Genomic DNA, 24,349 nt, shown 5'->3' on the forward strand with positions numbered 1-24,349 from the left:
TGCGATGAAAAACGGCAACGCTAGGCTTGCCATGGATTGGAGCACATCATGATTCTCGTCGGATCGACCCCTTTGCCGGACGCAGCGCGCGCATGAGATTCACGTTCGTCAAATGCCACGGATCGGGGAATGATTTTCCCTTGATCGACGCCCGCGCGATCGAATTGAGCGACACCGAGTGGGCAGCGGTAGCGCGGGCGCTCGCCGACCGGCGGGGACCGGTGGGCGGCGATGGACTTCTACTGCTGACACCCGGTAATAAAGTTGCGAAATTCGGGCAAAGAATGTTCAATTCTGACGGGTCCGAGGCGGCGACCTGTTTGAACGGGCTGAGGTGCGTGGCGCGGGCAGGGTTCGAGGCGTTGGGGATCGATGCCGCGACCGTTCAGCTGATGCGGTCGACCGCCGAGGTCGAGCGGGTGGCGGAGCTGGCGCCCGGGGTGGTGACGGTGCGCACGCGGGTGGGGCCGGCTTCGCTGGCGCCGGGCGACGTCGGGCTGAGGGTCGACGCGCCGGTGATCGAGGCGACGATTCCGGGACTGCCCAACGCGCGCGCCTTCACCGCGGTGGCGATGCCCAACCCGCACCTGGTGGCCTTCGTCGACAAGGTCGACGAGCGCGAGCTGGTGTCGCTTGGCTGGTGGTGCGAGGCCGGCCCGGAGCTGCTCGCCGACCGCGCCAACGTGTCCTTCGTCGAGGTGCGGGGAAGCGACCTCTACGTGCGCACCTTCGAGCGTGGGGTCGGCCTGACCGACGCCTGCGGCAGCGCGATGGCGGCGTCGACCTATGCCGCGGGCCTGACCGGCCGCGTGCCGTTCGGGCGCGAGATCACCGTGTTCAATCCGGGCGGGATGGTGCGCGCCGCAGCGGGCGAGGACGGCATGGTGACGATCGCCGGCAACGCCACCTTCGAGTGGGACGGCGAGATCGAGGTGGACCTCGCCACCGCCACCGCATCCGGCCTCACCGTGACGCGGCGACGCGAGGACGAAGTGGCCGCCTGGGAAAGTGCCAAACCAATTTAACCTATCTGGCACTTTTCTATTGACATCGTCACGCTCTTCTGGCACAAAAAGAGAACGCTGAAGAATTGCGAGTCGGGGGATGGCGTCGCCGCAGGCCGTGCCATCGTCCGATCGAGGATCAGCTGGCCAAGAGGATTCATTTCTCCGGCAAAAGCCGGGATCCAGGGCCGCGGGCGACAACCTGCCTGACCCTGGATCCCGGCTTTCGCCGGGATGACGACGGAGAAGGAACGGAAACAAGTTCGAAGCGGGGATAGCGGTTGGGCGGCCGCATCCCTGCTTCGCAGCGAACGGGCTGGCGCGCCGCAGGGCTGCTGCCGGCCCATTCGCGTTTCGGGAGATCGTGACATGGACGATACCATGCGAAAGCGGCGGAGAGCGTCGGGGTACGACACGGGAACGAGAGCGAACAGCTTCGGGATAAGGAAGCGGCAGAAGTTCCTCGATGCACTGGCGCTCACCTGCAATATCACCAAGGCGGCCGCCTATGCGGAGGTCTCCAGCGCCACCATCGCACGCACGCGCCATCGCGATCCGGTGTTCGCCGAACAATGGCGCAAGGCGCTGGAGATGGGCTACGATCGGATCGAGGCGCTGGTGCTCGAGTATAGCGGCGCCTGCGGACGGATAGAGCCCGATCCCGAACGCGCCGCGGCGGACGGCGCCGATCCCGAACCATTTGATTTCGAGCGGGCGATGAAGGTGCTGATCTATCGCCGCGGCGAGCGCAATGGCGAACCCAATCGCCGCACCGGCGGTCCGCGCCGCGCCGCGACGCGCGAGGAGACCAATGCCAACCTGCTGAAGGCGCTCGCCGCGGCGAAGCGGCGCGTGGAGAAGCGTCGTGGCGACGGGAGCTGAGCCCGCGGATGCGGTCGACGATGCCTGGCTGCGTGATGCGCTGGCCGACCTGCCCGAGGATGAGCAGGCGCGCGTGGTGGCCGCGCTCAGCGACCCGCAGGCGCGCGAGCTCGAGCGGCGCTGGACGATGTGGCGCCGCGACGAGCAGCACGAGCCGCCCGGCGACTGGCGCGTGTGGATGATCCGCGCCGGACGCGGCTTTGGAAAGACTCGGACCGGGGCGGAATGGGTGAGCGAGCTGGCCCGGCGCGATCGCTCCGCGCGGATCGCGCTGGTCGGCGCGACCTTCGACGAGGTGCGGCGAGTGATGATCGAGGGCAAGAGCGGCTTGATCGCGGTCGCCCGCGACGGCGAGACGATCGACTGGCGGCCGACCGCGGGCGAGCTCGTCTTTGCCTCGGGCGCTGTCGCCTTCGTCTATTCGGCCGAGGCGCCCGAGGCGCTGCGCGGGCCCGAGCATCATTTCGCCTGGTGCGACGAGCTCGGCAAATGGCGCGAGCGCGGCGAGCCGGCGTGGGACAATCTGGTGATGGGCCTGAGGCTTGGCGAGCGGCCGCGCGTGCTGGTGACGACGACGCCGCGGCCGACACGGCTGATGCGGCGGGTGATGGCGCTGCCGGACATCGCGCAGACGGTGGGGCGGACACGCGACAACCCGCACCTGCCCGAGAGCTTCGTCGAGGCGGTGACGGCGGAATATGGCGGCACGCGGCTGGGGCGGCAGGAGCTGGACGGCGAGATGATCGACGACGTCGCCGGCGCGCTGTGGACGCGCGCGCTGCTGGAGGCGTGTCGGGTGCGCAGGCGGCCGGAGGTGACGCGGGTGGTGGTTGGCGTCGATCCGCCGGCGGGGGTCGACGGCGATGCGTGCGGGATCGTGGCGGTGGCGCTGGGCGCGGATGGGATCGGTTACGTGCTGGAGGATGCGAGCGTCGCGGGCGCCTCGCCCGGCGAATGGGCGGCGGCGGTGGCGGGCTGCGTGGCGCGGCACGGCGCCGACCGGGTGATCGCCGAGAAGAACAACGGCGGGGAGATGGTGCGCAGCGTGCTGACGGGTGCGGATGCGGCATTGCCGCTGACGCTGGTGCACGCGAGCCGAGGAAAGAGCGCGCGGGCGGAGCCGGTGGCGGCGCTCTACGAGAACGGGAAGGTCAGGCACGTCGGGGCGTTTCCGGCGCTCGAGGACGAGCTGTGCGGGCTGACGGCGGGGGGCGGCTACGAAGGGCCGGGGCGGTCGCCGGATCGGGCGGATGCGCTGGTGTGGGCGATGACGGAGCTGATGCTCGGGCGGCGGAGGGAGGCTCGGGTGCGGGGGTTGGGGTGAGGGGGATGCCCCGCCGATAGCCTAGGACCGCCAGGGTGACCTTCAGAATGCCTCTACTCGCCCATGAGCGGCTCTATCGCAAACAGCATAGACGATCTCGACACGACAACGCAGGTTGGCCGAGATGTCATCGCGCGCTCGGCCAAGTCATGCAGGTCATGGGCGCCGAGTTTTCCGAGGGAACCCGCTATTACTGGGCGCGGGGCTTTTGGCGCGCTCGGAGGCCAATCGGTCTCGCGGGGCCGGCGATCGCAACGGTTGGTTGAGGAGGTAAGACGATGGTTATCAAGGCGAGCGATGAGGTCGGAACCACGGCCGACAATAATACAGTCCTGGGGCTCAACGCCGGCGAGATGGTGTTGTTCGACTTCACGATGTTCCGCAAGGCGGGGCTCGGCGGGCAGGCGATCTTCATCGGCAATGCCGGAAATTTCACCGCAACGGGAGGCGCCAATATCGCGATCGGCATCACCGCTGGTTTCAGCCTCGCCAATGCGGACAGCAATACGCTCATCGGCTATGAGGCGGGCTACAATATCGTCAGTGGCGGCAACAATGTCGCGCTTGGGGCGCGGGCGCTGATCTCCGGTACGACGGCGCGCGACTGTACCGCCGTTGGAGCGGGTGCGCTCAACAAGATGATCGATGGCGTCGGCGTGACTGCGATCGGGCGCTATTCGCTTCAGTCGCTCGTGCAGGGCGGGAACAATACGGCGCTCGGCGATTCCGCCGCCCGCAACCTTTATGGCGGCGCGGATGCCAGCGCCGCCGGGCTGGGCCAGGGCGAGCAGAACTGCGTCGTTGGGTACGGCGCGATGCGATACGGCTATTACAACAGCTATAATGTCGTGATCGGACAAGGCGCCCTCTACAATGCCGGAAAGCCGGTCGGGCCGTTGCCGGAAGATAGCGGCACGCCGACAGACCCGGGCACGCCCAGCAGCTACAACGCGATTGTCGGCTGGCTAGCCTTCGAGAACACGTCTGGCGGAGGTCATACGGGCCTCGGAGCCAATGCTGGACGGTCGCTCACCGGCGGCAACGACACGATCTTTATCGGGCGCGATGCCGGCTTCGGTGCCGGGCAAAAGATCGATGCGAGCGGCAGCGTGGTGATCGGAGTCGGGGCCGTCTCCACTCGCGATAATGAAATTGTCATCGGCAAAACGGCCGACACCCATGTGACCATTGCCGGGGTGGAATTCACTAAGAGCCAAGTCGAAGCATTGCTGGGCCTGGTAAGCTAACCCTTCTCGGGAGCGTCTGCGGTGCTCTCCTTGTCCACGGCTTTCCACGGACGATCGCGACCCGGTCCTGATTAAGTTTAAGCGCTAACCCGCCTCCGCGACAAACAAGGAGCACGTCACATGAAATTGTTCGGACGCAAGTCCGGGCGCGAGGGTTCGCGTCCGGCGCTGGGGCGCGTGTCGGTGGGGCCGGCGGTCGGGGAATGGCCGCGGTCCTATGAGGCGCAGGTGCGGGACGGCTATTGTCTCAATCCGATCGCGCAGCGCGCCGTTCGGATCGTCAGCGAGGGGGTCGGCTGGGCGCCGGTCGACGCCTCCGCGCCCGAGCTTGCCCAGCTGCTGGCTGCGCCTTCCGGGGCGCAGCCGCTGCTCGAGACGGTGGCGGCGCAGCTGCTGCTGCACGGCAATGCCTATGTGCAGCTGCTCGGCGACGGCCAGGGCGGGATCGGCGAGCTGTTCGCGCTCAGGCCCGAGCGGGTGACGGTCGAGCCGGCCGCGGACGGGTGGCCGGCGGCCTATCGCTACCGCGTCGGGGAGCGCGTCATGCGGCTGATGGCCGAGGGGCCGCGGCCGGAGGTGATCCATCTGAAGGCCTTTCATCCGGCCGACGATCATTATGGGCTCGGCTGCCTGGGGGCGGCGGCGGGCGCGATCGCGATCCACAATGCGGCGACGCGCTGGAACAAGGCGCTGCTCGACAATGCGGCGCGGCCGTCCGGCGCGCTGGTCTATGATCCCGGCGACGGGGCGGCGCTGTCGGCGGAGCAGTTCGCGCGGCTCAGGCAGGAGATGGAGGAGGGGTTCGCCGGCGCCGCCAATGCCGGGCGGCCGATGCTGCTCGAGGGCGGGCTCAGGTGGCAGGCGATGAGCCTGTCGCCGGCCGACATGGACTTCGTCGGGCTGAAGGCGGCGGCGGCGCGGGAGATCGCGCTGGCGTTCGGCGTGCCGCCGATGCTGGTCGGGCTGCCGGGCGACGCCGCTTATGCCAATTACCGGGAGGCCAACCGGGCGCTGTGGCGGCTCACCATCCTGCCGCTCGCCGCGACGATCCTCGGCGGGCTGGCGCATGGATTGCGGGGATGGTGGCCGGAGGCGGCGATGAGCGTCGACCTCAACCGGGTGCCGGCGCTGGCGGAGGACCGCGAGCGGCTGTGGCGGTCGGTGGCGGGGGCGGATTTCCTGACGGACGACGAGAAGCGGAAGGTGGTGGGATTATGAGCAGCGCGGCGGTGCTGGCGCAGCTGATGGCGCAGGCGGCGGGCGACGGGGCGGACCTGTCGACGCTGCGCGCGATCGCCGAGGAGGCGGGCGAGCTCGGCGCCGGGCGGGCGCTCAAGCGGCTGGGGCTGGCGGATGAGGATGCGGCGGCGGACATGGCGGAGCTGCGCGAGCTGCTGCGCGCCTGGCGGGATGCCAAAAGATCCGCGGTGAAGGCGGCGGTCGGTTGGGTGGTGCGGATGCTGCTCGCGCTGGTGCTGGTGGGGCTGGCAGTGAAGCTGGGGTTCGGCGCATGGGTGGGGGAGTGAGGTTCGCGGGCTATGCCGCGGTGTTCGACGCGCCCGACCGGGGCGGCGACGTGGTGCGGCGCGGGGCGTTCGACGCGACGGCGCGGCCGGTGCCGCTACTGTGGCAGCATCAGGGTTCGCCGATCGGGGTGATCGAGGCGCTGGGCGAGGATGCGCGGGGGCTTCGGGTGATCGGGCGGATCGACGAGCCGCGGCTGGCGGCGGCGGTGCGCGCGGGAGCGGTGGACGGGCTGTCGTTCGGCTATCGCGTGCGCGACTGCCGGGAGGGGGCGCGGCGCGAATTGACCGCGCTGGAGCTCGTCGAGGTGAGCCTGGTGGCCGAGCCGATGCAGCGGCTGGCGCGGGTCCACGCCGTTGTGGAGGATTCTCCCACTCGGTCTGCGTCCCAAGCCTCCGAAACGGAGACTGTTTGAGGAAACTTGGAAGGCCGGTTCGCGTCACATTGCGCGCGAGCCGCCGGTCCTGGCGGTGGAAGCGAGGCGGAGGACCTTATGGCCGATCGAGTGAGGAACAGGGATCGCAAGCAGCCGTGGCAGGCGCCGCGCGTGACTCGGCTGCGCGCGGGCGAGGCGGAGAACGGCTCGCTGCTCGGGCAGGAGGCGCTGGTGCTGCTGTCGTGATGTGCCTGTTTCAGCGAAGCTGAAACGGTTGCGGTGCCGGCCCGCTCCCCCACCCGGCCACCCATAGAATACTGCCGTTGGGTGGCCGGGTGGGGGAGCGGGCCGGCACCGCGACGACACAGCTAAACCGGCCGGCCGGTGCCGGTCGCAGGTTTTGGACGGAAAGGGCGTGCCCCGGTGGGCGCGCCCTTTTTCTTTTGGAGGAGACGGGGATGAGTGAGGTGATGGACGCGCTGGAGGCGAGCTTCGGCGCGGTGGAGGGTGCGGGCGTGCCGGCGGCGCGGCCGCCGCTGGCGGGGGCGAGCGCGCGGGACGGCGCGTTCGCGGGCTTCGTGCGATCGGGCGCGATGCTCGAGACCAAGGCGATGAGCGGGGCGAGCGACGCCGCGGGCGGCTATGCGGTGCCGTGCGAGATCGACGCGGCGATCGACGAGACGCTGGCGAGCATCTCGCCGATCCGCGCGATCGCCAATGTGGTGAAGGTGGGATCGGCCGGCTATCGCAAGCTGGTCGCCTCCGGCGGCACGCCGTCGGGCTGGGCGAGCGAGACGGGCGCACGGGCCGAGACCGGCACGCCGACCTTCAACGAGGTGGCGCCGCCGATGGGCGAGCTCTACGCCAATCCGGCGGCGAGCCAGGCGATGCTCGACGACGCCGCGTTCGACGTCGAGGAATGGCTGGCGCACGAGATCGCGACCGAGTTCGCCAAGGCCGAGGGCGCGGCGTTCGTCAACGGCGACGGCGTCGACAAGCCGCGGGGCTTCCTCAAGGTGCCGACCTCGGCGGCGGGCGACGCGACGCGGCCGTTCGGGACGCTGCAGCATCTGGTGAGCGGCTCGGCGGGCGCGTTCGCGGCCAATCCCGAGGAGGTGCTGATCGACCTGGTGCAGGCGCTGCGCGCGCCCTATCGCCAGGGCGCCGTCTGGGTGATGAACTCGGCGACGCTGGCCAGGATCCGCAAGTTCAAGACCAGCGACGGCGCCTTCCTGTGGGTGCCGGGGATCGCGGCGGGGCAGCCGGCGACGCTGCTCGGCTATCCGGTGGTCGAGGCCGAGGACATGCCCGACATCGCCGCCAACAGCCTGTCGATCGCGTTCGGCAACTTCAAGGCGGGCTATCTGATCGCCGAGCGGACCGAGACGCAGATCATGCGCGATCCCTACACCAACAAGCCGTTCGTCCACTTCTACGCCGCCAAGCGGATCGGCGGGATGGTGTCGAACTCCGAGGCGATCAAGCTCATCAAGTTCGCCGCGAGCTGAGTGGAGGGCCCCTCCCTCTCCTATGCGGGAGAGGGAGGACGGCGTAACGGCAACATTGGGGGACGAACATGACACCACCGCCCTTTCCGGCGGAGGCGATCGCGGCTGCGCGCGATGCCGCCAAGGCGCACCTCAGGATCGCGAGCGCGGACGAGGATGCATTGATCGAGACGCAGGCGGCCGCGGCGCTGGCGCTGTGCGAGAGCTTCACCGGCGCGGCGATGATCGCGCGCGAATGGCACGAGACGGCGCCGGCGGACGGGCGCTGGACCCGGCTCACGATGGGGCCGGTGCAGGGCATTGCCGGTGTCGAAGGACTGGCCGACGATGGCACGGCGATCGTGCTGCCGGCGGAGGCCTATGCAGTCGATATCGATGCGGCCGGCGACGGCTGGGTGCGGGCGCATCGCAGCGCCGGCGAGCACCGGGTCGCGATACGTTACCTGGCCGGATCGGGCGAAAGCTGGGAGGCACTCCCGGCGCCGGTGCGGCAGGGCGTGGTGCTGCTCGCCGCGCATCTGTTCAACGCACGGCCCGGCAGTGCGGCGCCGCCGACGGCGATCGCGGCGTTGTGGCGGCCGTTCCGGCGGATGCGGCTGTCGGCGGAGCGCGGGCGATGCTGAGCGGGGTCGAAGCGCGGGGCGACGCGGCGGCGGAGCGGGCACGGCAGCGCGCCGTCGAGCGGGTGCTGGCCGCGCTGGGCGAGATGCAAGGCGTGCGGGCGGAGGCGGTCGACGAGGGCGTCGCCGTCAGCGGGCGCGGGCTCCGGCGGCGCTGGCTGACCGACGCGCGTCTCCGATGGCTGGGGGGCTGGCTGTGAGCGGGGCAGCGGCGGTGCGCGCAGCGGTGGCCGAGGCGCTGCGGGACAATGCCGAGCTGCGCGGGCTGCTCAACGGCGTGTTCGCGGGACCGGCGGTGCGTGTCTCCACGCCCTTCGCCGAGGTGAGCGAGACGCTGGCGGCCGACTGGGGGACCAAGGACGCGCGCGGGCGCGAGGTGCGCGTGGCGGTGATGCTGCGCGATGCGGCGGAGACGCCGGCGCGGCTGGGTACGATCGCGGCGCTGGCGGAGCGGGCGATCGAGGCGATGCCGCGCGAGGTCGCGGGGTGGCGGGTGGCGAGCATCGCCTTCCTGCGTTCGCGGACCACCGGCGACGGGCCGGGGAAATGGCTGTGCGTGCTCGAATATCGGGTGCGGGTGCTGGAGGCGATGTGATCCTCCCCGGCGCGGGGAGGGGAACCGCGCGACGTCGTCGCGTGGTGGAGGGGGCGGGCCACGGGCGATGTCGTCCGAGGAGGCGGGCCCCCTCCACCATCCGCTGCGCGGATGGTCCCCCTCCCCGTGCCGGGGAGGATTTTTTGGGAGAGTCTTATGGCGGCGGAAAAGGGAAGCGCGTTCCTTCTCAAGGTGGGGGATGGGACGGCGACGCCCGCATTCACTACGGTGGCGGGGCTGAGGACCACGCAGCTTTCGATCAACGGCGAGATGGTGGCGATCACCTCCAAGGATTCGGGCGGGTGGCGCGAGCTCTTGTCCGGGGCCGGCGTGCGGTCGGTGAGCGTGTCGGGGGCCGGCGTGTTCACCGGCAGCGCGGCGGAGGCGCGGATCAAGGCGTCGGCGCTGTCGGGCGTGCTCGACGACTATCGGCTGAGCTTCGAGGGAGGCGAGACGATGACGGGCAGGTTCCTGGTCACGCGGCTCGACTATTCGGGCGATTTCAATGGGGAGCGGGCCTACACGCTCAGCCTGGAGAGCTCCGGGCCTGTGGTGTCGGCGTGAGCGGGGTTAACCCCGCGCGGGGCGAGGCGGTGCTGCGGGTCGGCGGCGTCGAGCTGGCGGTTCGGCCGAGCTTCGCTGCGCTGGTGGCGGCCGAAGCCGAGATCGGGCCGCTGTTCGCGCTGGTCGAACGGGCGGCGGAGGGGCGGCTGGCGCTCGGGGAGATGACGGCGCTGTTCTGGCATTGCCTGCGGGAACGGCCGGATGGGCTGACGCGGGAAGCGTTCGGGGAGGCCGTGGTGGCCGGCGGACTGGTGAGCGCGACGCCGGTGCTGAAGGCGCTCGTCGGGCAGATTCTGGCGGGGCGGTGATGGAGGCGAAGATCCTCCCCGTGCCGGGGAGGATTTTCGGAGTGCCGCCGTGCGGCTCGCAGGGTTGGCCGGCGTTTTGTTCGGCTGGGCACCCGACACCTTCTGGAATGCGACGCCGGCGGAGCTGGGGGCGCTGGTGGCGGCGGTGGCGGGCGATGCGCCCGACGCGCTCGGCGGCGGCGAGCTTGCGCGGCTGATGGAGGCTTTTCCCGATGGATGAGGAGATCGAGCGGCTGATCGTCAGCGTACGTGCCGATACCGGCGCCTTCGCCAGGGACGTGGCCGAGATGCGCGGCAACTTGGAAGGGCCGTTCGCCGACGGGGTCGATCGCGCCGGGCGACGCATCGAGACCTCGCTGGCGCGGGCGATCGCGACCGGCAAGGTCGGATTCGACGACCTGGGCAAGCTCGCGCTGCAGGTGCTGTCGGAGATCGCGACGGCGGCAGTGCGCAGCGGGATCGATGCGATCCTGCACGGCGGATCGGGCGGAAGCGGCGGCGGTGCCGGCGGGCTGCTGACCGCGCTGCTGGGGTTGCCGGGACGCGCGACGGGCGGACCGGTGTCGCCGGGCGCGGCCTATCTGGTCGGCGAGCGCGGGCCCGAGCTGTTCGTGCCGACGACGAGCGGGCGGGTGGCGGCGCCGGCCGCGGCGGCGGGGCCGCGCGAGGTGCGGGTCGCAATCACGGTCAACGCGCGCGGCGGCGAGGCGCCGGCGGCGCTGCAGCAGTCGAGCCGGCAGGTGGCGCGCGCGGTGCGGCAGGCGCTGATGGAAATGGATTAATCCGCGGCGGACGCTCCCAGCCAATCGAAATTGGCTTTCGCATCGGCAATTGCATCGGCGGCATTGGCGTAGAGCCCCGGCGGAATCCAGACGGAACTCCAATATTCGTAGATGACGCCGCCCTCCGGGGTTTCGTCCAGAGTGACGAACGCCTCTTCATACCAGCGGAAATGTCCGTTGCCGTCCTCTGTGACGACGACGCGTCGATCAACCTCGTTGCCCATGAGGATGGCGACCTGTTTTTCCATCCGGTCATCATCGTCCAACCAAAGGGAGACGGCAATTGGGTCACTGGCTTGCCGGCCGGGTGCCGAAGGACGGCATCGCCGGCTTCATCCAGCGCTTCGATCCGCGATTCTGGACGGTCAACTTCCCGCGGCCGATGGGCGCGAGCGTGGTGTCGACCGGCGCGGATGCGTTGAGGGTCGATGCGGTCTTCTATCGGCGGAGCGATCTTGCCGGGCTGATCTGGGAGGCGGAGGATGTCCACGATCATCCGCTGCTGCGCTACGAGACGTCGCGTGACTTTCGCGGATGCCGGCTGAGCTTCCGCTGGCGGTCGTCGGGGGTGCGGGCGCTCGATGCGACGCATGGGCCGACACTGACGATCGAGGGGCGCGATGCCGCGGGCAATCCGCGCGCCTGGTACGTGCGGCTGTGGAACTATGCGACGGGAACGCCCGAGGACGCGGCGGTCGCGATCGATTTCGATGCGCTCGTCGGCGGGTTCGAGTGGCCGGGCGAGGCCGATCCGGTGTTCGCCGGGGATATCGACCGGATATTCGTGTCGCTGGTGGCGCCGGGCTATGTCGAGGGCGACGATACGCCGCTCGACGCGCGGGCGGAGGGTTGGGTCGAGATCAGCGGCATCAGCTGCGAGGGACCGGGCGCGGTGCTGGCGATCGGCGACACGATCGTGCCGGAGCACGGGATCGGCATCGCCGGGGGGTATGACGACAGCTATCACCTGACGCCGGCGCGGCTGCTGAGGAACGCGCTGCACCTCGGCTATCGCGGGGCGATCACCATTATGTCGGGATGAGCCATTATTTCCGGCTCGAGGCGAATTCCGGCGGCTATTATGTGAGCCTCGCAGGCGGGGTGCTCAACGTCGCGGCGCTGGCATGGCACAGGGACTTCGCCATGCGGGCGAAGGCGCTCGGCTACGATGTCATCTGGTCGCTGTCATACGAGATGCTGGCGCAGCATTGCTGGGGCGACTGGGCGCAGCGCACGTGGAACGGCGAGATGGCGCTGACCGGGTGGGAGCCGCCCTCTACCTTGCTGTCGCCGGCCCATGCCGGAGCGATGGGCTATCTGCGTCAGGTGGCGCTGGCGTTCGTCGGTATCGCGCTGGAGGCGGGCCTGCCGGTCAAGTTCCAGGTCGGCGAGCCCTGGTGGTGGACGGTGCCGGGGGACGGGCGGCCGTGCCTCTATGACGCGGCGGCGCGGGCGGCATTCGGGGCGGAGACCGTCGAGATCCCGACGATGTTCGCGCCGCTCGATGCGGCGCAGAAGGCGCTGCTCGACCGGGCTGGCGCACTGCTGGCGGAGTCGACTGCCGCGCTGACGGCGGCGGTGTAGGCAGCGGCGCCGGGGGCGGAGACGTTGCTGCTCGCCTATCTGCCGACCGTGCTCGACGGGCGGGCGCCCGAGGCCAAGCGCGCCAACCTGCCGCTCGGCTGGGCGAGCCCGGCGTTCGATGTGCTCCAACTCGAGGATTACGACTGGGCGGCGACGGGCAATCCCGGCGCGACCGCGCGCGGGGTCGCCGCCGCCGAGGGGCGGCTCGGCTATCCGACTGAGCGGCAACATTATTTCGCGGGGTTCGTGCTGAGGCCCGAGGACCGCGCGCAGTGGGCGGCGATCGATGCGGCGGCCGAGGCGGCGCGGCGGCGGGGCGTGGCGGCGAGCTTCGTCTGGGCGCTGCCGCAGGTGATGCGCGACGGCTTCGTGCATTTCGATGAGGAGGAAACGGTGCAGGGGTTCGACGACGTGCGCTTTCCGCTGGCGCTGGGGCGCGAGGCGGAAGTGATCCCCGAGACGTCGACCGCGATCGTGACGTCTGCCGGCGGGCGGGAGAGCCGCAACGCCGGCTGGGCGGAGGCGCGGACGCGCTACGACGTGGGGCCGGGGGTGCGCAGCGAGGCCGATGTCGCCGAGCTGCTCGCCTTCTTCCGTGCGCGGATGGGTCCGGCGCGGGGCTTTCGGCTGCGTGATCCGTTCGACTGGCGGGGCGAGCGCGAGCGGATCGGGATCGGCGACGGTAGCCGCATGCGGTTCGCGCTGGTCAAGCATTATGGCGAGGTCGCGCGGCGGATCACGCGGCCGGTGGCGGGGAGCGTGACGGCGTTCGTCGGCGGCGTCGAGACCGCGGCGTTCACGCTGGAGGAGGGCGGCTGGGTGGCGTTCGACGCGCCGCCCGCCGCCGGCACCTGGGTGGAGGCGAGCTTCGACTTCGACGTGCCGGTGCGCTTTGCCGAGGACCGGCTGAGCGCGAGCCGGGCGACGTTCCTGGCCGGCGTGGTGCCGAGCGTGCCGCTGGTCGAGGTGAGGGAAGGATAATTCCCTCTCCCCGTCGGGGAGAGGGCCGGGGAGAGGGGCAGTGCGGCAGGCGGCGGGCTCGGTGAGACACCGCCCCTCTCCCAACCCTCTCCCCAGAGGGGAGAGGGCTTTATTTATGAGCTGGCTGGATGAACCGATCACGACGCTGGCGCTGTGCTGGAGGCTCGAGCGGCGCGATGGAGTGGGGATCGGGCTCACCGCGCATGACCGCGACCTGGTGATCGACGGCAATATCTATCGCGCGAGCCCCGGCATGGTGCCGTCGGCGATCAAGCGCGGCGACGGCGCGGACCCCAGCAGCATGGACGTGAGCGGAGCCCTGACCAGCGCGGCGATCGGGGAACGCGACCTGCTGGCGGGGCGCTGGGACGGGGCGCGGGTGGCGATCTTCGCGGTCGACTGGACCGACACCGGCCGGCGCATCGCGCTGGGCGAAGGGACGATCGGGGCGGTCGAGACCGCGGACGGCAACTTCACCGCGGAGCTGAAGGGCGTCGCGGCGGTGCTGGATGCGCCGGTGTGCGAGGAGACCTCTCCCGAATGCCGCGCCGAGCTCGGCGACCGGCGATGCCGGGTGGCGATGGCCGGGCGGCGGCGCTTCGCGCGTGACGGCGGCGGAGGACGAGACGGTGACGCTCGACGTGGCGGAGCCGGTGGCGAACGGCTGGGGCGGGGGGAGACTGCGGTGGTTCGGCGGCGCGAATTCGGGACTGGAGGATGCGATCGTCGCGTCGAGCGGGGCGATGGTGACGCTGCGGACGGTGCCGCGGTTCGTGCCGGCGCCGGGCGACCGCGTCGAGGTGATCGAGGGGTGCGACAAGAGCCTGGCGACCTGCTCGGCGCGGTTCGGCAATGCCGTGAACTTCCGCGGGGAGCCTTATCTGCCGGGGATCGACCTGTTGACGCGCTACCCGGGAGCGTGAGCGCGGCGCGGGGTGCGGTGGGCGCGCGGTTCCGGCTGCACGGGCGATCGGCGGCGGACGGGCTGGATTGCGTGGGATTGGCCGGGCTGGCGTTCGGGGTCGAGGTGCCGCGCGGCTATCGGTTGCGGACCGGGGATACGGAGCGGGCCGCCCGCGCGATCACGGCGGCGGGGTTGGCGGCCGCGGAGGGCGCGGCGGCCGGCGATCTCCTGCTGATGCGGACGGGGCCGGGGCAGCTTCATCTCGGCGTCGCGACCGACAGCGGGTTCGTCCATGCCGATGCGGGGCTCGGGCGCGTCGTCGAGCGGCCGGGAGCACCGCCATGGCCGGTGCTCGGGCGCTGGCGGAAGGAGTAGGATATGGCGACGCTGGTGCTGACGGCGGTGGGCGGCGCGATCGGCGGGCCGATCGGAGCGGCGCTGGGGGCCGTGCTGGGCGGTGCGGCCGACCGGCAGATCTTCCGGCCCAAGGGTCGCGAAGGGCCGCGGCTGACCGACCTTGCGGTGCAGATGTCCTCCTATGGCGCGCCGATCCCGCACCTGTTCGGGACGATGCGCGTGGCGGGGACGGTGATCTGGTCGACCGACCTCATCGAGCATCGCACGCGCAGCGGCGGGGGCAAGGGCGCGCCGTCGACCACGAGCTACTCCTATTCGGTGTCGTTCGCGGTGTTGCTGTCGGCGCGGGCGATCCGGGGCGTGTGGCGGATCTGGGCGGACGGGAAGCTGCTGCGGGGCGCTGCGGGGGATTTCAAGACTTCGGTCGGCGGGTTTCGCCTGCATCTCGGCGGAGAGGAGCAGGCGGTCGATCCGCTGATCGCTTCGGCAGAGGGGGCGGCGCTCACGCCCGCGTGCCGAGGGCAGGCCTATGCGGTGTTCGAGGAGCTGGCGCTCGCCGATTACGGCAACCGGATTCCGTCGCTGACCTTCGAGGTCGAGGCGGATGCGGGGCCGGTGAGCGTCGGCTCCATCGTCGAGACGGTGACCGGCGGCGCGGTCGCGGGCGGCGAAGCGGCGACGATGCTCGGCGGCTATTCGGCTTATGGCGCGAGCCGGCGCGACGTGGTCGACGGGCTCGCAGAGGCGGGCAGCGCCTGGTTTGCGGCCGAGGGCGATCGGCTAGCATTGAGGACCGGCGAGGGCGTTGCAGCGGCGATCGCCGACGACGGTGTCGGTGAGGGCAAGCGCGGGAGCCGGGCGATCGCGCCGGCGGACACGGCGCCGCGCGGCCTGACGCTCGGCTATTATGATCCGGCACGGGATTACCAGGCGGGACTGCAGCGCGCCGACCGGCCGGGGGCGGGATCGCGGACGGCGCGGATCGAACTGCCGGTGGTGCTCGATGCGGCCGGAGCCAAGCGGATCGCGGCGGCGGCGCTCGGACGGCTCGACGTCGAGCGGAGCGGCGGACGGTGTCGCTCGACTGGCGGGCGATCGGGATCGCGCCGGGGGATCGCGTGACGATCGCCGGCGAGCAGGGGCGCTGGCGAGTGGCAGGCTGGTCGCTCGAGGGGATGGTGCTCGGCCTCGAATTGAAGCGGATCGCCCGGGCGATGGCGCCGGCGACCGCCGCGCCGGGACGGGTGAGCAGCGCGCCGGACCTGACGGCGGGGCGCACGGTCGTCCATGCCTTCGAGATCCCGCCAACCGACGATGCGGTGCTCTCCGCGCCGCGGCTGACGATCGCGGTGGCGGGTACCGGCGCCGGGTGGCGGAGCGCCGCGCTGCAGATCAGCGCCGACGGAGCGAGCTGGACGCCGGCCGGGCGCACGCCCATGCCGGCGGTGCTCGGCGACGTCGTGGTCGCCCCCGGTGCAGCGGGGGCGGCACTGATCGATCGGCGTCATGCGATTGAGGTGATGCTCGCGAATGAAGCGATGGAGCTTGGCGACGCCGATGCAGCGGCGCTCGACGCCGGAGCCAACCTGGCGCTGGTCGGCGACGAGATCGTCCAGTTCGGCCGCGCCGAACGGATCGGTCCGCGGCGTTGGCGGCTCACCGAACTGTGGCGCGGGCGGCGCGGAACCGAATGGGCGACCGGCGCGGCCGTGGCGGGAGATCGCTTCGTGCTGCTCGAGCCGCCGACGCTGACGACCATCGACCTGCCCGCCGGCAGTATCGGCGGAACGGCAAGGGTCATGGCCTCAGGCGTCGCGGATGGCGATGCGCCGCCTGTCGCGGCCGTGCCGGTGACTGGCGCGTCGGTGCGCCCGCCCTCTCCGGTACATGTCACGGTGCGCCGATCGGAGGAGGCGATGCGGCTCGCCTGGGTCCGGCGCAGCCGAGCCGGCTGGCGGTGGATCGACGGCGCGGATGTACCGCTTGCTGAGGAGAGCGAACGCTATCGCGTGACGCTGCGCCGCGGCGACGGGTCGACGCTGGCGATCGACACGGACGCGAGCGAGGCGTCAATTGATCGAGCGACGATCGGAACGACGGTCGTCGAGGTGCGGCAGCTCGGTTCGTTCGGCTGGTCGCCCGCCGCCACGCAGGCGCTGTCGGAATGACGGAGGACAGATATGAACGATGATATGACCGCGTGCTGGGCGCTGCCGCTGCTCGCGCCGGGGCAGGTGCAGAAGGAGATGACGCATAACGAGGCGCTTGCCGCACTCGACATGATCGTGCAGCCGGCAGTCGTGGCGGCGGGCGTGGATGCGCCGCCGGAGGGCCCGGCGGAGGGCCAGTGCTGGATCGTGGGCGACACGCCGACCGGAGGCTGGGCCGGACATGCCGGCGAGATCGCGGGCTGGACAGCGGGCGGCTGGCGCTTCGTCGCACCTCGGCAAGGCATGGCGGTGTGGGTGGCGGACCGCGGCGTTGCGGCACGATACGAGACGGCCTGGAAATTCGGCGAGATCGTGGGGGAGACCCTGCTCCTGGCGGGTCAGCCGATGCTCGCTTCGCCCGCGCCGGCCATCCCCGATCCGATCGGAGGCGCAACGATCGACGCCGAAGCCCGCGCGACCCTTGCCGAGGTGCTCAACGTTTTACGCCGTCATCACTTGGTCTTATCCGCGTAAACTGTGACGATAAGGCAACAGTCCGCAGAATTTGTCGTCTTGCGCCGCAACCAAGCTGAGGGTAGGGAGTTTGGGCTGTCCGTTGGACGTCACTGAAAGGGGATTATGATGCGGAAGCTTGTCGTCGCTCTGGCGCTCGCCTCTACCGCGCTCAGCGCTCCCGCCGTCGCCCGCGATAAATCGTGGTACGTCGGCGTCGAGGGCGGCGTGACTCTCGTCGAGGACATCGACTTCGACATCACTAGTGCTGCCGGCACTACCGTCAGCAATGCCTCGACCGTCGACAGCGGTTACGGCTATGATTTCGACGGCAACATCGGCTACGACTTCGGCGCGTTCCGCCTCGAGGCAGAGGTCGGCTACAAGCGTTCGAACGTCGACGGCTATCGTTCGACCGTGGCGACGCCGGCGTTCAATGGCGCGGGCGTACTCGGCACGGCACCGGCCGGCGATTATGACTATGCCGGCGGCAACACCAGCGCTCTCAGCTTCATGCTGAACGCGTTGCTCGACTTCGGCGACGATGACGGCATCCAGGGCTTCATCGGCGGTGGTGCCGGTGTCGCGCGCATCAAGGCCAAGTACGGGCTGAACACCAACGGCTGGTTCCTGAACGATTCGGACACCGTGTTCGCATGGCAGGGCCTCGCCGGTATCCGTGCGCCGATCACCGACCACATCGACGCGACGCTGAAGTATCGCTTCTTCAATGCGCAGGATCCGAAGTTCGTCGACGTCGTCGGCAGCACCTACGAGGGTCGCTACCGGTCGCACAGCATCCTCGGCGGCTTCACCTACAACTTCGGTGAGCCGGCGGCTCCCCCGCCGCCGCCGCCCCCGCCGCCCCCGCCGCCGCCTCCCCCGCCGCCGCCCCCGCCGCCTCCGCCGCCGGTGTGCACGCCGGGACCGTACATCGTGTTCTTCGAGTGGGATCGCTCGGACATCACGCCGGAGGCCTCGGGTATCCTGGACAACGCCATCTCGGCGTACCAGAACTGCGGCAACGCGCAGGTCATGCTGGCCGGTCACGCCGATCGTTCGGGTTCCGCCAAGTACAACGTCGGCCTGTCGCAGCGCCGCGCGGACTCGGTGAAGGCCTACTTCACCTCGCATGGAATCCCCGACGGGGTCATCTCGACCGAAGCGTTCGGCGAAAGCCGCCCGCGCGTCGAGACCGCCGATGGCGTCCGCGAGCTCCAGAACCGTCGCGTGGAAATCACCTACGGGCCTGGCTCGGGGATGTAATCCACCGTCCGGTTCCGGACGACACAATCAGGGAGGTCGGGCAACCGGCCTCCCTTTTTGTTTGGGGCGCTGGGGCTTATCGAGATTTGTTCGTGTAAGACGTGGAGAAAAAAAGGGTTTGTTCACGCGAAGGCGCGAAGGCTCGAAGAGAAGAAGAAAGTTAAGAGGTTCGCGCGGAAACGCGGAGGTGTCTCGCTCGCAGCTCCGTCTCGCGTCAGCGAGACCTTTTCACCTGCGGCTCCGGAGCTTTGAAAACCGCTTACGCGGCTGACGGTGCAGCAGGCGAGGCGCCTCCGCGTCTCTGCGCGAACAGATCCTTCTTTCTTCGTGCCTTCGCGTCTCCCAATGGACTCAATCAGCCTCGCCTGAGACCGCGTTCGCGAGCCAATCCGGCATGATCGCGTCGCCCAACGCCTCCACGCGGCGATGCTCGACCATCAGGCCGAGCTCCGGATAGATCGCACGGGTGCGCTCGCCCGGCTCGCCGAGCGGCGCCACCACCAGCCGGCGGTTGACCTTGCTGCGATGATGCATCCGCGCCGTATTCTCCTGGCCAACGTAGCAGCCCTTGGCGAAGCTCACCCCGCCCAGCTCTGCGGCATTGCATTCGAGCCAGAGCGTCGCGTCGTGGCCGAGCTCGGCGACGCCTTCCGTGACGCCGAGCTTCAGGCGATGCTCGACCCAGCCGGCGGCTGGATCGCCTTTCTCGCCCAGCCAGCGGCGGCCGAGCTCAACGAGGCGGGGATCGGGCACGCCCTTGTCCGCATCCGCCGACCAATGGACGGCACCGGCGGCCGGCTCGATCGTGATCGCGCGGCGCAGGCGGTACATGGCGAGGCGGCGCGCGAGTGCCTCCGCCTCGCCTGCCTCGCAATCGATCAGCAGCGCGTCGCCGTCGTCCCATAGGATGAAGTCGAACAGCGCCTTGCCCTGCGGCGTCAGCAGGCCGCTCCAGCGTGGTACATTCGGGGCGACGAGATTGGTGTCCTGTGTCACGAGGCCCTGGAGGAAGTCCCGCGGATTATCGCCGGCGACGCGGATCAATGCACGGTCGGCAAGGGTGGTGTTGGCCATGACGTCTAGGTAAGCGGGGCCGACGCAAATCCAAGCCGGACATCCGCATGACCGATCGCCTCACCATCCGCCGCCCCGACGATTGGCATGTGCATCTGCGCGACGGCGCGATGCTGGCGGCGATCGCGCCGCTCACCGCGCGCCAGTTCGCGCGGGCGATCGTGATGCCCAACCTGGCTCCGCCGGTGACCGATATCGCCGCCGCCGAGGCTTATCGCACGCGCATCCTCGCCGCGGTGCCGGAGGAGAGCGGCTTCGCGCCGCTGATGACCTGCTATCTCACCGATGCCACCGATCCGGGCGAGGTGGAGCGCGGCTTCGTCCAGGGCGTGTTTGCGGCCTGCAAGCTCTATCCGGCCAATGCCACCACCAACTCGGCTCATGGCGTGACGCGGATCGCCGCGATCATGCCGGTGCTGGAGACGATGCAGCGGATCGGCATGCCGCTGCTCATCCACGGCGAGGTGACCGATCCCGAGGTCGACGTGTTCGATCGCGAGGCGGTGTTCATCGAGCGCGTACTGGCGCCGTTGCTGCGCGACATTCCTGAGCTGCGCGTCGTGCTCGAGCATATCACCACCGCCGAGGCCGCCGATTTCGTGCTCGCGCACCCCGGACGCGTCGGAGCGACGGTGACGCCGCAGCACATGATCATCAACCGCAACGCGATCTTCGCCGGCGGGCTGAGGCCCCACGCCTACTGCCTGCCGGTCGCTAAGCGTGAGCGGCATCGGCTGGCGGTGCGGCGTGCGACGACCTCCGGAGCGCCCAACATCTTCCTCGGCACGGATACCGCTCCGCATATGGTGGAGGCCAAGGAGAGCGCATGTGGGTGCGCGGGGATCTTCACCGGGCTGCATGCGCTCGAGCTCTATGCCGAGGTGTTCGAGGAAGATGGCGCGCTCGACCGGTTCGAGGCGTTCGCCAGCGGGAACGGCGCGCGCTTCTATGGCCTGCCGCTCAACGAGGGGACGGTGACCCTCGAGCGGGCCGAGTGGACGGTGCCCGAGCGGATCGCCGCCGGCGGGAGCGCGGTGGTGCCGTTCCGGGCGGGCGAGCGGCTCAGGTGGCGGATGGTGGAATAGCGCTGGCGCGGCGCGGCAAAGCCGCGCCGTCGGACGAAGCTTCGCCTCGCCGGCCGGCCGCGCGCTGATCGCGCCGGACACAGCCGGCGCTGCGCGCGGCTAGAACGGCAGCCAGCGCGATTTCTCGCTGAATTTCATGTAGCCGACGTTGGCGCCGAGCCGCCAGCCGACGCCGAGCCGGATCGGGATCAGCACGATGTTGCCGCGGCGCAGATAGGTCGCCGCGAAGCCACCGACGAAATAGACGCGGCCCTCGGCGGCCGGGAAGCGGCGGTAGAGCTCCTGGGTATCGTAAAGGTTGTAGACCAGCACGAACACCTTGTTGGCGTCGCCGCCGACATCGAAGCCGACCGACGGGCCGGTCCAATAGACCGGACGCGTTCCCTCGACCTTGTGGCTGAGCGTGCCCGAACCATAGCGCAGCCCCACGACCAGCGCGCCGCCCGCCTCGCGGCCGGCGATATAGGCGTTGGGGCGGCCCTGCTTCTTGAGCAGGTCCTCGATCATCGAGGCGAGACCCTTGGCACCTTTGCCGAACACCCCTTCCGCCGCGGAGAGCACGTCCTCGTTGTCGTAGGTGGGCGCCGCCTGCGAGCCCGGGACCGGCGGCGGCAGGTCGCCCGATCGGGCGGTGCTCGCCGGCGCGGCGCCAGTGTCAGCCTGGGCATCGGCTTGAGGAGCGGCCTGGGCGGCGGAACTGTCGGAACCGGGATCGACCGGCATCTCCTCCCCCGGCTCGGGCGGCGGAGGGGTCGTCTGCTGGGCGGGAGGCGACGATTGCCGGAGGTCGGCATCGATCGCGCTGTTGGGATCGACCGTGCGCACCTGCGTGGCTGCGGGCGTGGCCAAAAGACCGGCGGTCAGAACGAACAGGCCCAGGGCCCTCAAAGCACGCATTGTCGACCCCCGGCCTTCGGATTCATCCTTCACGACTGATCCTGCCATGCTTGACCGGCAATGAACAGGCGATAGGGCGAGTCGCACGGACGACGAGGCGAGTCGATTCCACGTCGGTTCGTGATGCGCATGGTCGGTTGATCACCCTTCCCACCGTCGCTATAGCCCGGCGCTCTGCCGCATCCGGAGACGTGGGTGAGTGGCTGAAACCAGCGGTTTGCTAAACCGCCGTACGGGGATTACTCGTACCGAGGGTTCGAATCCCTCCGTCTCCGCCATTGATCTCAATAAGATGCTGATATATCGCGATTTTATCGCATCATCGGCGATGCATCCAACATCGCGTCCAACAATCCGATAGCTGGCCACATGAGGTTGACCTGGCGTCAGACGTTCTCCGTTTGGTTACCGGGTCAGCCTCCTGCTTCATCAGCCGCCACCCCTCCGACAGCGCCAAGTCGCTCAGGCACGATATCAATAGGATAGCGTGATTCCATCGTATAATCATCGGGCTATTTTCGGAGTCTGCCGCCATGGCTGAGGAAAAGCCCCGCTATAAGACCTATGATCGCCCCGCGGGCGGCTGGGGCGCGGCCGCGGCGACGGCCAAGGTCCTGCTCGAACAGAGCGTCGTCACCAAAGGGTCGCGCGCGCTGCTGTCGATGAACCAGCCCGGCGGCTTCAAATGCCCGAGCTGCGCCTTCCCCGATCCCGACTGCAAGAAGACGCTCGAATTCTGCGAGAACGGCGCCAAGGCGCTCGCGCACGAGGCGACCAAATTCCGCGTGACCCGCGCGTTCTTCGCGCAGCATAGCGTCGCCGAGCTGATGGAGAAGCCCGACTATTGGCTGGAGATGCAGGGACGCCTGACTGAGCCGATGCGTTACGACGCCGCGACCGACCATTATGTGCCCTGCGACTGGGACACGGCGTTCGCGATGATCGGCGCCCATCTCCGCGCGCTGGAGAGTCCTCACCAGGCCGAATTCTACACCTCCGGCCGCACCCCAAACGAGGCGGCGTTCCTCTATTCGATCTTCGTCCGCGCGTTCGGCACCAACAATTTCCCCGACTGCTCGAACATGTGCCACGAGCCGACCAGCCGCGGCCTTCCCCCGGCGATCGGCGTCGGCAAGGGAACGGTGGTGCTCGAGGATTTCGAGCACGCCGAGGCGATCTTCGTGATCGGCCAGAACCCCGGCACCAACGCGCCGCGGATGATGACCACCCTCGTCGAGGCGCGAAAGCGCGGCGTGCCGATCGTCGCGGTCAACCCGATGCCCGAGCGCGCGCTGATCCGCTTCACCGAGCCGCAGGACGTCGTGCAGATGGCGACCTTCGGCTCGACGCCGATCGCCAGCGAGTTCGTTCACATCCGGATCGGCGGGGACCTCGCGCTGATCAAGGGCATGATGAAGGACATGTTCGAGCGCGAGGCACGCGGCGAGACGGCGCTCGACCACGACTTCATCCGCGAGCACACTGCGGGGGTCGAGGCGATCCGCGACGAGGTGATGGCGCTCGACTGGGCGGACATCGTCCGCGTTTCCGGGCTGGAGGAGGCGCAGATCCGGCGCTGCGCGGAGATCTACGTCCGCTCGCGGGCGACGGTGATCTGCTACGGCATGGGCCTCACCCAGCACCAGCAGGGATCGCGGCTGACCCAGCAGGTCGCGAACCTGCTGCTCCTCAAGGGCAATTTCGGCCGGCCCGGCGCGGGCATCTCGCCGATCCGCGGACATTCGAACGTCCAGGGGGACAGGACCGTCGGCATCGACGAGAAGCCGACCGAGGCCTATCTCGACCGCGTCCGCGACGTGTTCGGGTTCGAGCCGCCGCGCGAGCACGGGCATCACACGGTGGAATCGGTCGAGGCGATGCTGGACGGCACCGCGCGGGTCTTCATCGGGCTCGGCGGGAACTTCGTCCGGGCGGTGCCGGATACCGAGCGCGCCTATGCGGCGATGCGCAAGCTCGCGCTCACCGTCGGCATCGCGACCAAGCTCAACCGCGGCCATCTGGTCCATGGCAAGGACGCGCTGATCCTGCCCGTCGTCGCGCGGTCGGAGCGCATCGAGACCGCGGCAGGCGAGCAGTTCGTCACGATCGAGGATTCGATGTCGAACGTCACCGCCTCACGCGGCGTGCTGGCGCCGGCCAGCCCGGACCTCAAGCCCGAGGTCGAGATCGTCTGCCGGATGGCGATGGCGACGCTGCCCGACAGCGGCATTCCGTGGGGGGATTACATCCACGATTATGGCCTGATCCGCGATAGGATTGCGGAAGTCTATCCTGAAATCTACGCCGGCTTCTCGGAACGGATCAAGGAACCGAAGGGCTTCCACCTCGACGTCGCTCCCCGTCGCCGGGTGTGGAAGACCCCCAACGGCAAGGCGAACTTCCTGCCGCTGCCGGGCCTCGAGGTCGATGCGCCGGTCGATGATCCCGACATGCTGCGGCTGGCGACGGTCAGGTCGCACGACCAGTTCAACACCACCATCTACAGCTACAACGACCGGTATCGCGGCGTGTACAACGACCGGATGGTCCTGTTCATGAACCGGGAGGACCGGATCGCCCGCGGGATCGCGGCCGGGACGCGCGTCGCGCTGGAAACGATTGCGAACGACGAGGTGCGGCGGTGCGTCGATGGTTTGACCGTCATCGATTACCCGATGCCGCGCGGCGCGGTCGCCGGCTATTATCCCGAGCTCAATCCCCTGCTGCCGCTCGACCACCACGACAGGATCAGCGGCACGCCGGCGGCCAAGTCCATCCCGGTCCGCGTCGTCGCCGCTTAGGTC

Annotated in this window: 26 protein-coding genes, 1 tRNA gene and 2 pseudogenes; 26 read left to right on the plus strand and 3 right to left on the minus strand. The window is 69.6% G+C overall.

The features are described from left to right. Positions 1 to 92 precede the first annotated feature (92 nt). The 16 genes from dapF (at position 93) to AC2YHA_RS18065 (ending at position 10,734) form a co-directional block, all read left to right on the plus strand. Positions 93 to 1,025, plus strand: coding sequence for a diaminopimelate epimerase (gene dapF / locus AC2YHA_RS17990; RefSeq protein ID WP_487402721.1), 933 nt, complete (start codon positions 93 to 95; stop codon positions 1,023 to 1,025). Between the two features lie 348 nt (positions 1,026 to 1,373). Continuing rightward, on the plus strand, positions 1,374 to 1,886 hold the full coding sequence (locus tag AC2YHA_RS17995) for a hypothetical protein (RefSeq protein ID WP_487402722.1): 513 nt from the start codon (positions 1,374 to 1,376) through the stop codon (positions 1,884 to 1,886). Beyond that, positions 1,870 to 3,210, plus strand: coding sequence for a DNA-packaging protein (locus AC2YHA_RS18000; protein WP_487402723.1), 1,341 nt, complete (start codon positions 1,870 to 1,872; stop codon positions 3,208 to 3,210). The genes AC2YHA_RS17995 and AC2YHA_RS18000 overlap by 17 nt, the downstream gene beginning before the upstream one ends. 278 nt (positions 3,211 to 3,488) lie before the next feature. Continuing rightward, on the plus strand, positions 3,489 to 4,457 hold the full coding sequence (locus tag AC2YHA_RS18005) for a hypothetical protein (RefSeq protein WP_487402724.1): 969 nt from the start codon (positions 3,489 to 3,491) through the stop codon (positions 4,455 to 4,457). A gap of 120 nt (positions 4,458 to 4,577) precedes the next feature. Then, complete coding sequence (locus AC2YHA_RS18010) at positions 4,578 to 5,675, plus strand: phage portal protein (RefSeq protein WP_487402725.1); 1,098 nt, start codon at positions 4,578 to 4,580, stop codon at positions 5,673 to 5,675. Further along, positions 5,672 to 5,983, plus strand: coding sequence for a DUF6127 family protein (locus AC2YHA_RS18015; protein WP_487402726.1), 312 nt, complete (start codon positions 5,672 to 5,674; stop codon positions 5,981 to 5,983). Before AC2YHA_RS18010 ends, AC2YHA_RS18015 begins: the two co-directional genes overlap by 4 nt. Next, positions 5,968 to 6,396, plus strand: a complete 429-nt coding sequence (locus AC2YHA_RS18020) for an HK97 family phage prohead protease (protein ID WP_487402727.1) — start codon at positions 5,968 to 5,970, stop codon at positions 6,394 to 6,396. Before AC2YHA_RS18015 ends, AC2YHA_RS18020 begins: the two co-directional genes overlap by 16 nt. A gap of 78 nt (positions 6,397 to 6,474) precedes the next feature. Further along, positions 6,475 to 6,603 carry a hypothetical protein gene (locus tag AC2YHA_RS18025; protein WP_264757862.1) on the plus strand — a complete coding sequence of 43 codons (129 nt, stop codon included), beginning with the start codon at positions 6,475 to 6,477 and terminating at the stop codon, positions 6,601 to 6,603. 212 nt (positions 6,604 to 6,815) lie between these two features. Then, on the plus strand, positions 6,816 to 7,865 hold the full coding sequence (locus AC2YHA_RS18030) for a phage major capsid protein (protein WP_487402728.1): 1,050 nt from the start codon (positions 6,816 to 6,818) through the stop codon (positions 7,863 to 7,865). Positions 7,866 to 7,933: 68 nt separating this feature from the next. Beyond that, the gene (locus AC2YHA_RS18035; RefSeq protein WP_487402729.1) at positions 7,934 to 8,488 is read left to right on the plus strand and encodes a head-tail connector protein; all 555 of its coding nucleotides are present in this window, start codon (positions 7,934 to 7,936) and stop codon (positions 8,486 to 8,488) included. Continuing rightward, positions 8,482 to 8,685, plus strand: a complete 204-nt coding sequence (locus tag AC2YHA_RS18040; RefSeq protein WP_487402730.1) for a hypothetical protein — start codon at positions 8,482 to 8,484, stop codon at positions 8,683 to 8,685. The genes AC2YHA_RS18035 and AC2YHA_RS18040 overlap by 7 nt, the downstream gene beginning before the upstream one ends. Next, positions 8,682 to 9,080 (plus strand): tail completion protein gp17, encoded by a 399-nt coding sequence (gene gp17 / locus AC2YHA_RS18045; RefSeq protein ID WP_487402731.1) that lies wholly within the window; start codon positions 8,682 to 8,684, stop codon positions 9,078 to 9,080. Before AC2YHA_RS18040 ends, gp17 begins: the two co-directional genes overlap by 4 nt. A 156-nt stretch (positions 9,081 to 9,236) precedes the next feature. After that, positions 9,237 to 9,644 carry a phage major tail protein, TP901-1 family gene (locus AC2YHA_RS18050; protein WP_487402732.1) on the plus strand — a complete coding sequence of 136 codons (408 nt, stop codon included), beginning with the start codon at positions 9,237 to 9,239 and terminating at the stop codon, positions 9,642 to 9,644. Continuing rightward, entirely contained in the window at positions 9,641 to 9,952 is a 312-nt protein-coding gene (locus AC2YHA_RS18055) for a gene transfer agent family protein (protein ID WP_487402733.1), read from the plus strand. The genes AC2YHA_RS18050 and AC2YHA_RS18055 overlap by 4 nt, the downstream gene beginning before the upstream one ends. Positions 9,953 to 10,001: 49 nt before the next feature. After that, positions 10,002 to 10,172, plus strand: coding sequence for a phage tail assembly chaperone (locus AC2YHA_RS18060; protein ID WP_233784789.1), 171 nt, complete (start codon positions 10,002 to 10,004; stop codon positions 10,170 to 10,172). Then, complete coding sequence (locus AC2YHA_RS18065; RefSeq protein ID WP_487402734.1) at positions 10,165 to 10,734, plus strand: tail tape measure protein; 570 nt, start codon at positions 10,165 to 10,167, stop codon at positions 10,732 to 10,734. Before AC2YHA_RS18060 ends, AC2YHA_RS18065 begins: the two co-directional genes overlap by 8 nt. Here AC2YHA_RS18065 and AC2YHA_RS18070 read toward each other — a convergent pair. Next, positions 10,731 to 10,982 carry a hypothetical protein gene (locus AC2YHA_RS18070; protein WP_487402735.1) on the minus strand — a complete coding sequence of 84 codons (252 nt, stop codon included), beginning with the start codon at positions 10,980 to 10,982 and terminating at the stop codon, positions 10,731 to 10,733. The genes AC2YHA_RS18065 and AC2YHA_RS18070 overlap by 4 nt on opposite strands. Positions 10,983 to 11,017: 35 nt before the next feature. Here AC2YHA_RS18070 and AC2YHA_RS18075 point away from each other — a divergent pair. The 7 genes and pseudogenes from AC2YHA_RS18075 (at position 11,018) to AC2YHA_RS18105 (ending at position 18,489) form a co-directional block, all read left to right on the plus strand. Further along, positions 11,018 to 13,299, plus strand: a pseudogene (locus tag AC2YHA_RS18075) (phage distal tail protein, Rcc01695 family). 115 nt (positions 13,300 to 13,414) lie between these two features. Continuing rightward, positions 13,415 to 14,222: pseudogene (locus AC2YHA_RS18080) on the plus strand (DUF2163 domain-containing protein). Next, on the plus strand, positions 14,219 to 14,578 hold the full coding sequence (locus AC2YHA_RS18085; protein WP_487402736.1) for a peptidoglycan endopeptidase: 360 nt from the start codon (positions 14,219 to 14,221) through the stop codon (positions 14,576 to 14,578). Before AC2YHA_RS18080 ends, AC2YHA_RS18085 begins: the two are co-directional and overlap by 4 nt. A gap of 3 nt (positions 14,579 to 14,581) precedes the next feature. After that, positions 14,582 to 15,682, plus strand: coding sequence for a phage tail protein (locus AC2YHA_RS18090; RefSeq protein ID WP_487402737.1), 1,101 nt, complete (start codon positions 14,582 to 14,584; stop codon positions 15,680 to 15,682). Next, positions 15,634 to 16,728, plus strand: a complete 1,095-nt coding sequence (locus tag AC2YHA_RS18095) for a GTA baseplate fiber-binding domain-containing protein (RefSeq protein WP_487402738.1) — start codon at positions 15,634 to 15,636, stop codon at positions 16,726 to 16,728. Before AC2YHA_RS18090 ends, AC2YHA_RS18095 begins: the two co-directional genes overlap by 49 nt. A 12-nt stretch (positions 16,729 to 16,740) precedes the next feature. Further along, positions 16,741 to 17,244 (plus strand): DUF2793 domain-containing protein, encoded by a 504-nt coding sequence (locus tag AC2YHA_RS18100; RefSeq protein WP_233784796.1) that lies wholly within the window; start codon positions 16,741 to 16,743, stop codon positions 17,242 to 17,244. A gap of 108 nt (positions 17,245 to 17,352) precedes the next feature. Then, positions 17,353 to 18,489: an OmpA family protein gene (locus AC2YHA_RS18105; protein ID WP_233784797.1), complete on the plus strand. Its 1,137-nt coding sequence runs from the start codon at positions 17,353 to 17,355 to the stop codon at positions 18,487 to 18,489. Between the two features lie 351 nt (positions 18,490 to 18,840). Here AC2YHA_RS18105 and ygfZ read toward each other — a convergent pair whose 3' ends face one another. Further along, a complete protein-coding gene (gene ygfZ, locus AC2YHA_RS18110; RefSeq protein WP_487402739.1) occupies positions 18,841 to 19,563 on the minus strand; it encodes a CAF17-like 4Fe-4S cluster assembly/insertion protein YgfZ in 723 nt (240 codons plus the stop codon). A 47-nt stretch (positions 19,564 to 19,610) separates the two neighbouring features. On the opposite strand from ygfZ, the gene pyrC reads away from it, so the two are divergent. Continuing rightward, on the plus strand, positions 19,611 to 20,648 hold the full coding sequence (gene pyrC, locus AC2YHA_RS18115) for a dihydroorotase (RefSeq protein ID WP_487402740.1): 1,038 nt from the start codon (positions 19,611 to 19,613) through the stop codon (positions 20,646 to 20,648). Positions 20,649 to 20,747: 99 nt separating this feature from the next. On the opposite strand, the gene AC2YHA_RS18120 is transcribed toward pyrC, so the two are convergent. Beyond that, entirely contained in the window at positions 20,748 to 21,545 is a 798-nt protein-coding gene (locus tag AC2YHA_RS18120) for a DUF1134 domain-containing protein (RefSeq protein ID WP_233784800.1), read from the minus strand. A 185-nt stretch (positions 21,546 to 21,730) separates the two neighbouring features. Between AC2YHA_RS18120 and AC2YHA_RS18125 the strand changes: the two genes are divergently transcribed. Next, positions 21,731 to 21,823 (plus strand) — tRNA-Ser (locus AC2YHA_RS18125). A gap of 255 nt (positions 21,824 to 22,078) precedes the next feature. Next, complete coding sequence (locus AC2YHA_RS18130) at positions 22,079 to 24,346, plus strand: FdhF/YdeP family oxidoreductase (RefSeq protein WP_487402741.1); 2,268 nt, start codon at positions 22,079 to 22,081, stop codon at positions 24,344 to 24,346. The last annotated feature ends 3 nt before the right edge of the window (positions 24,347 to 24,349 follow it).

The sequence above is a fragment of the Sphingomonas sp. SRI_018 genome, from assembly GCF_057586275.1.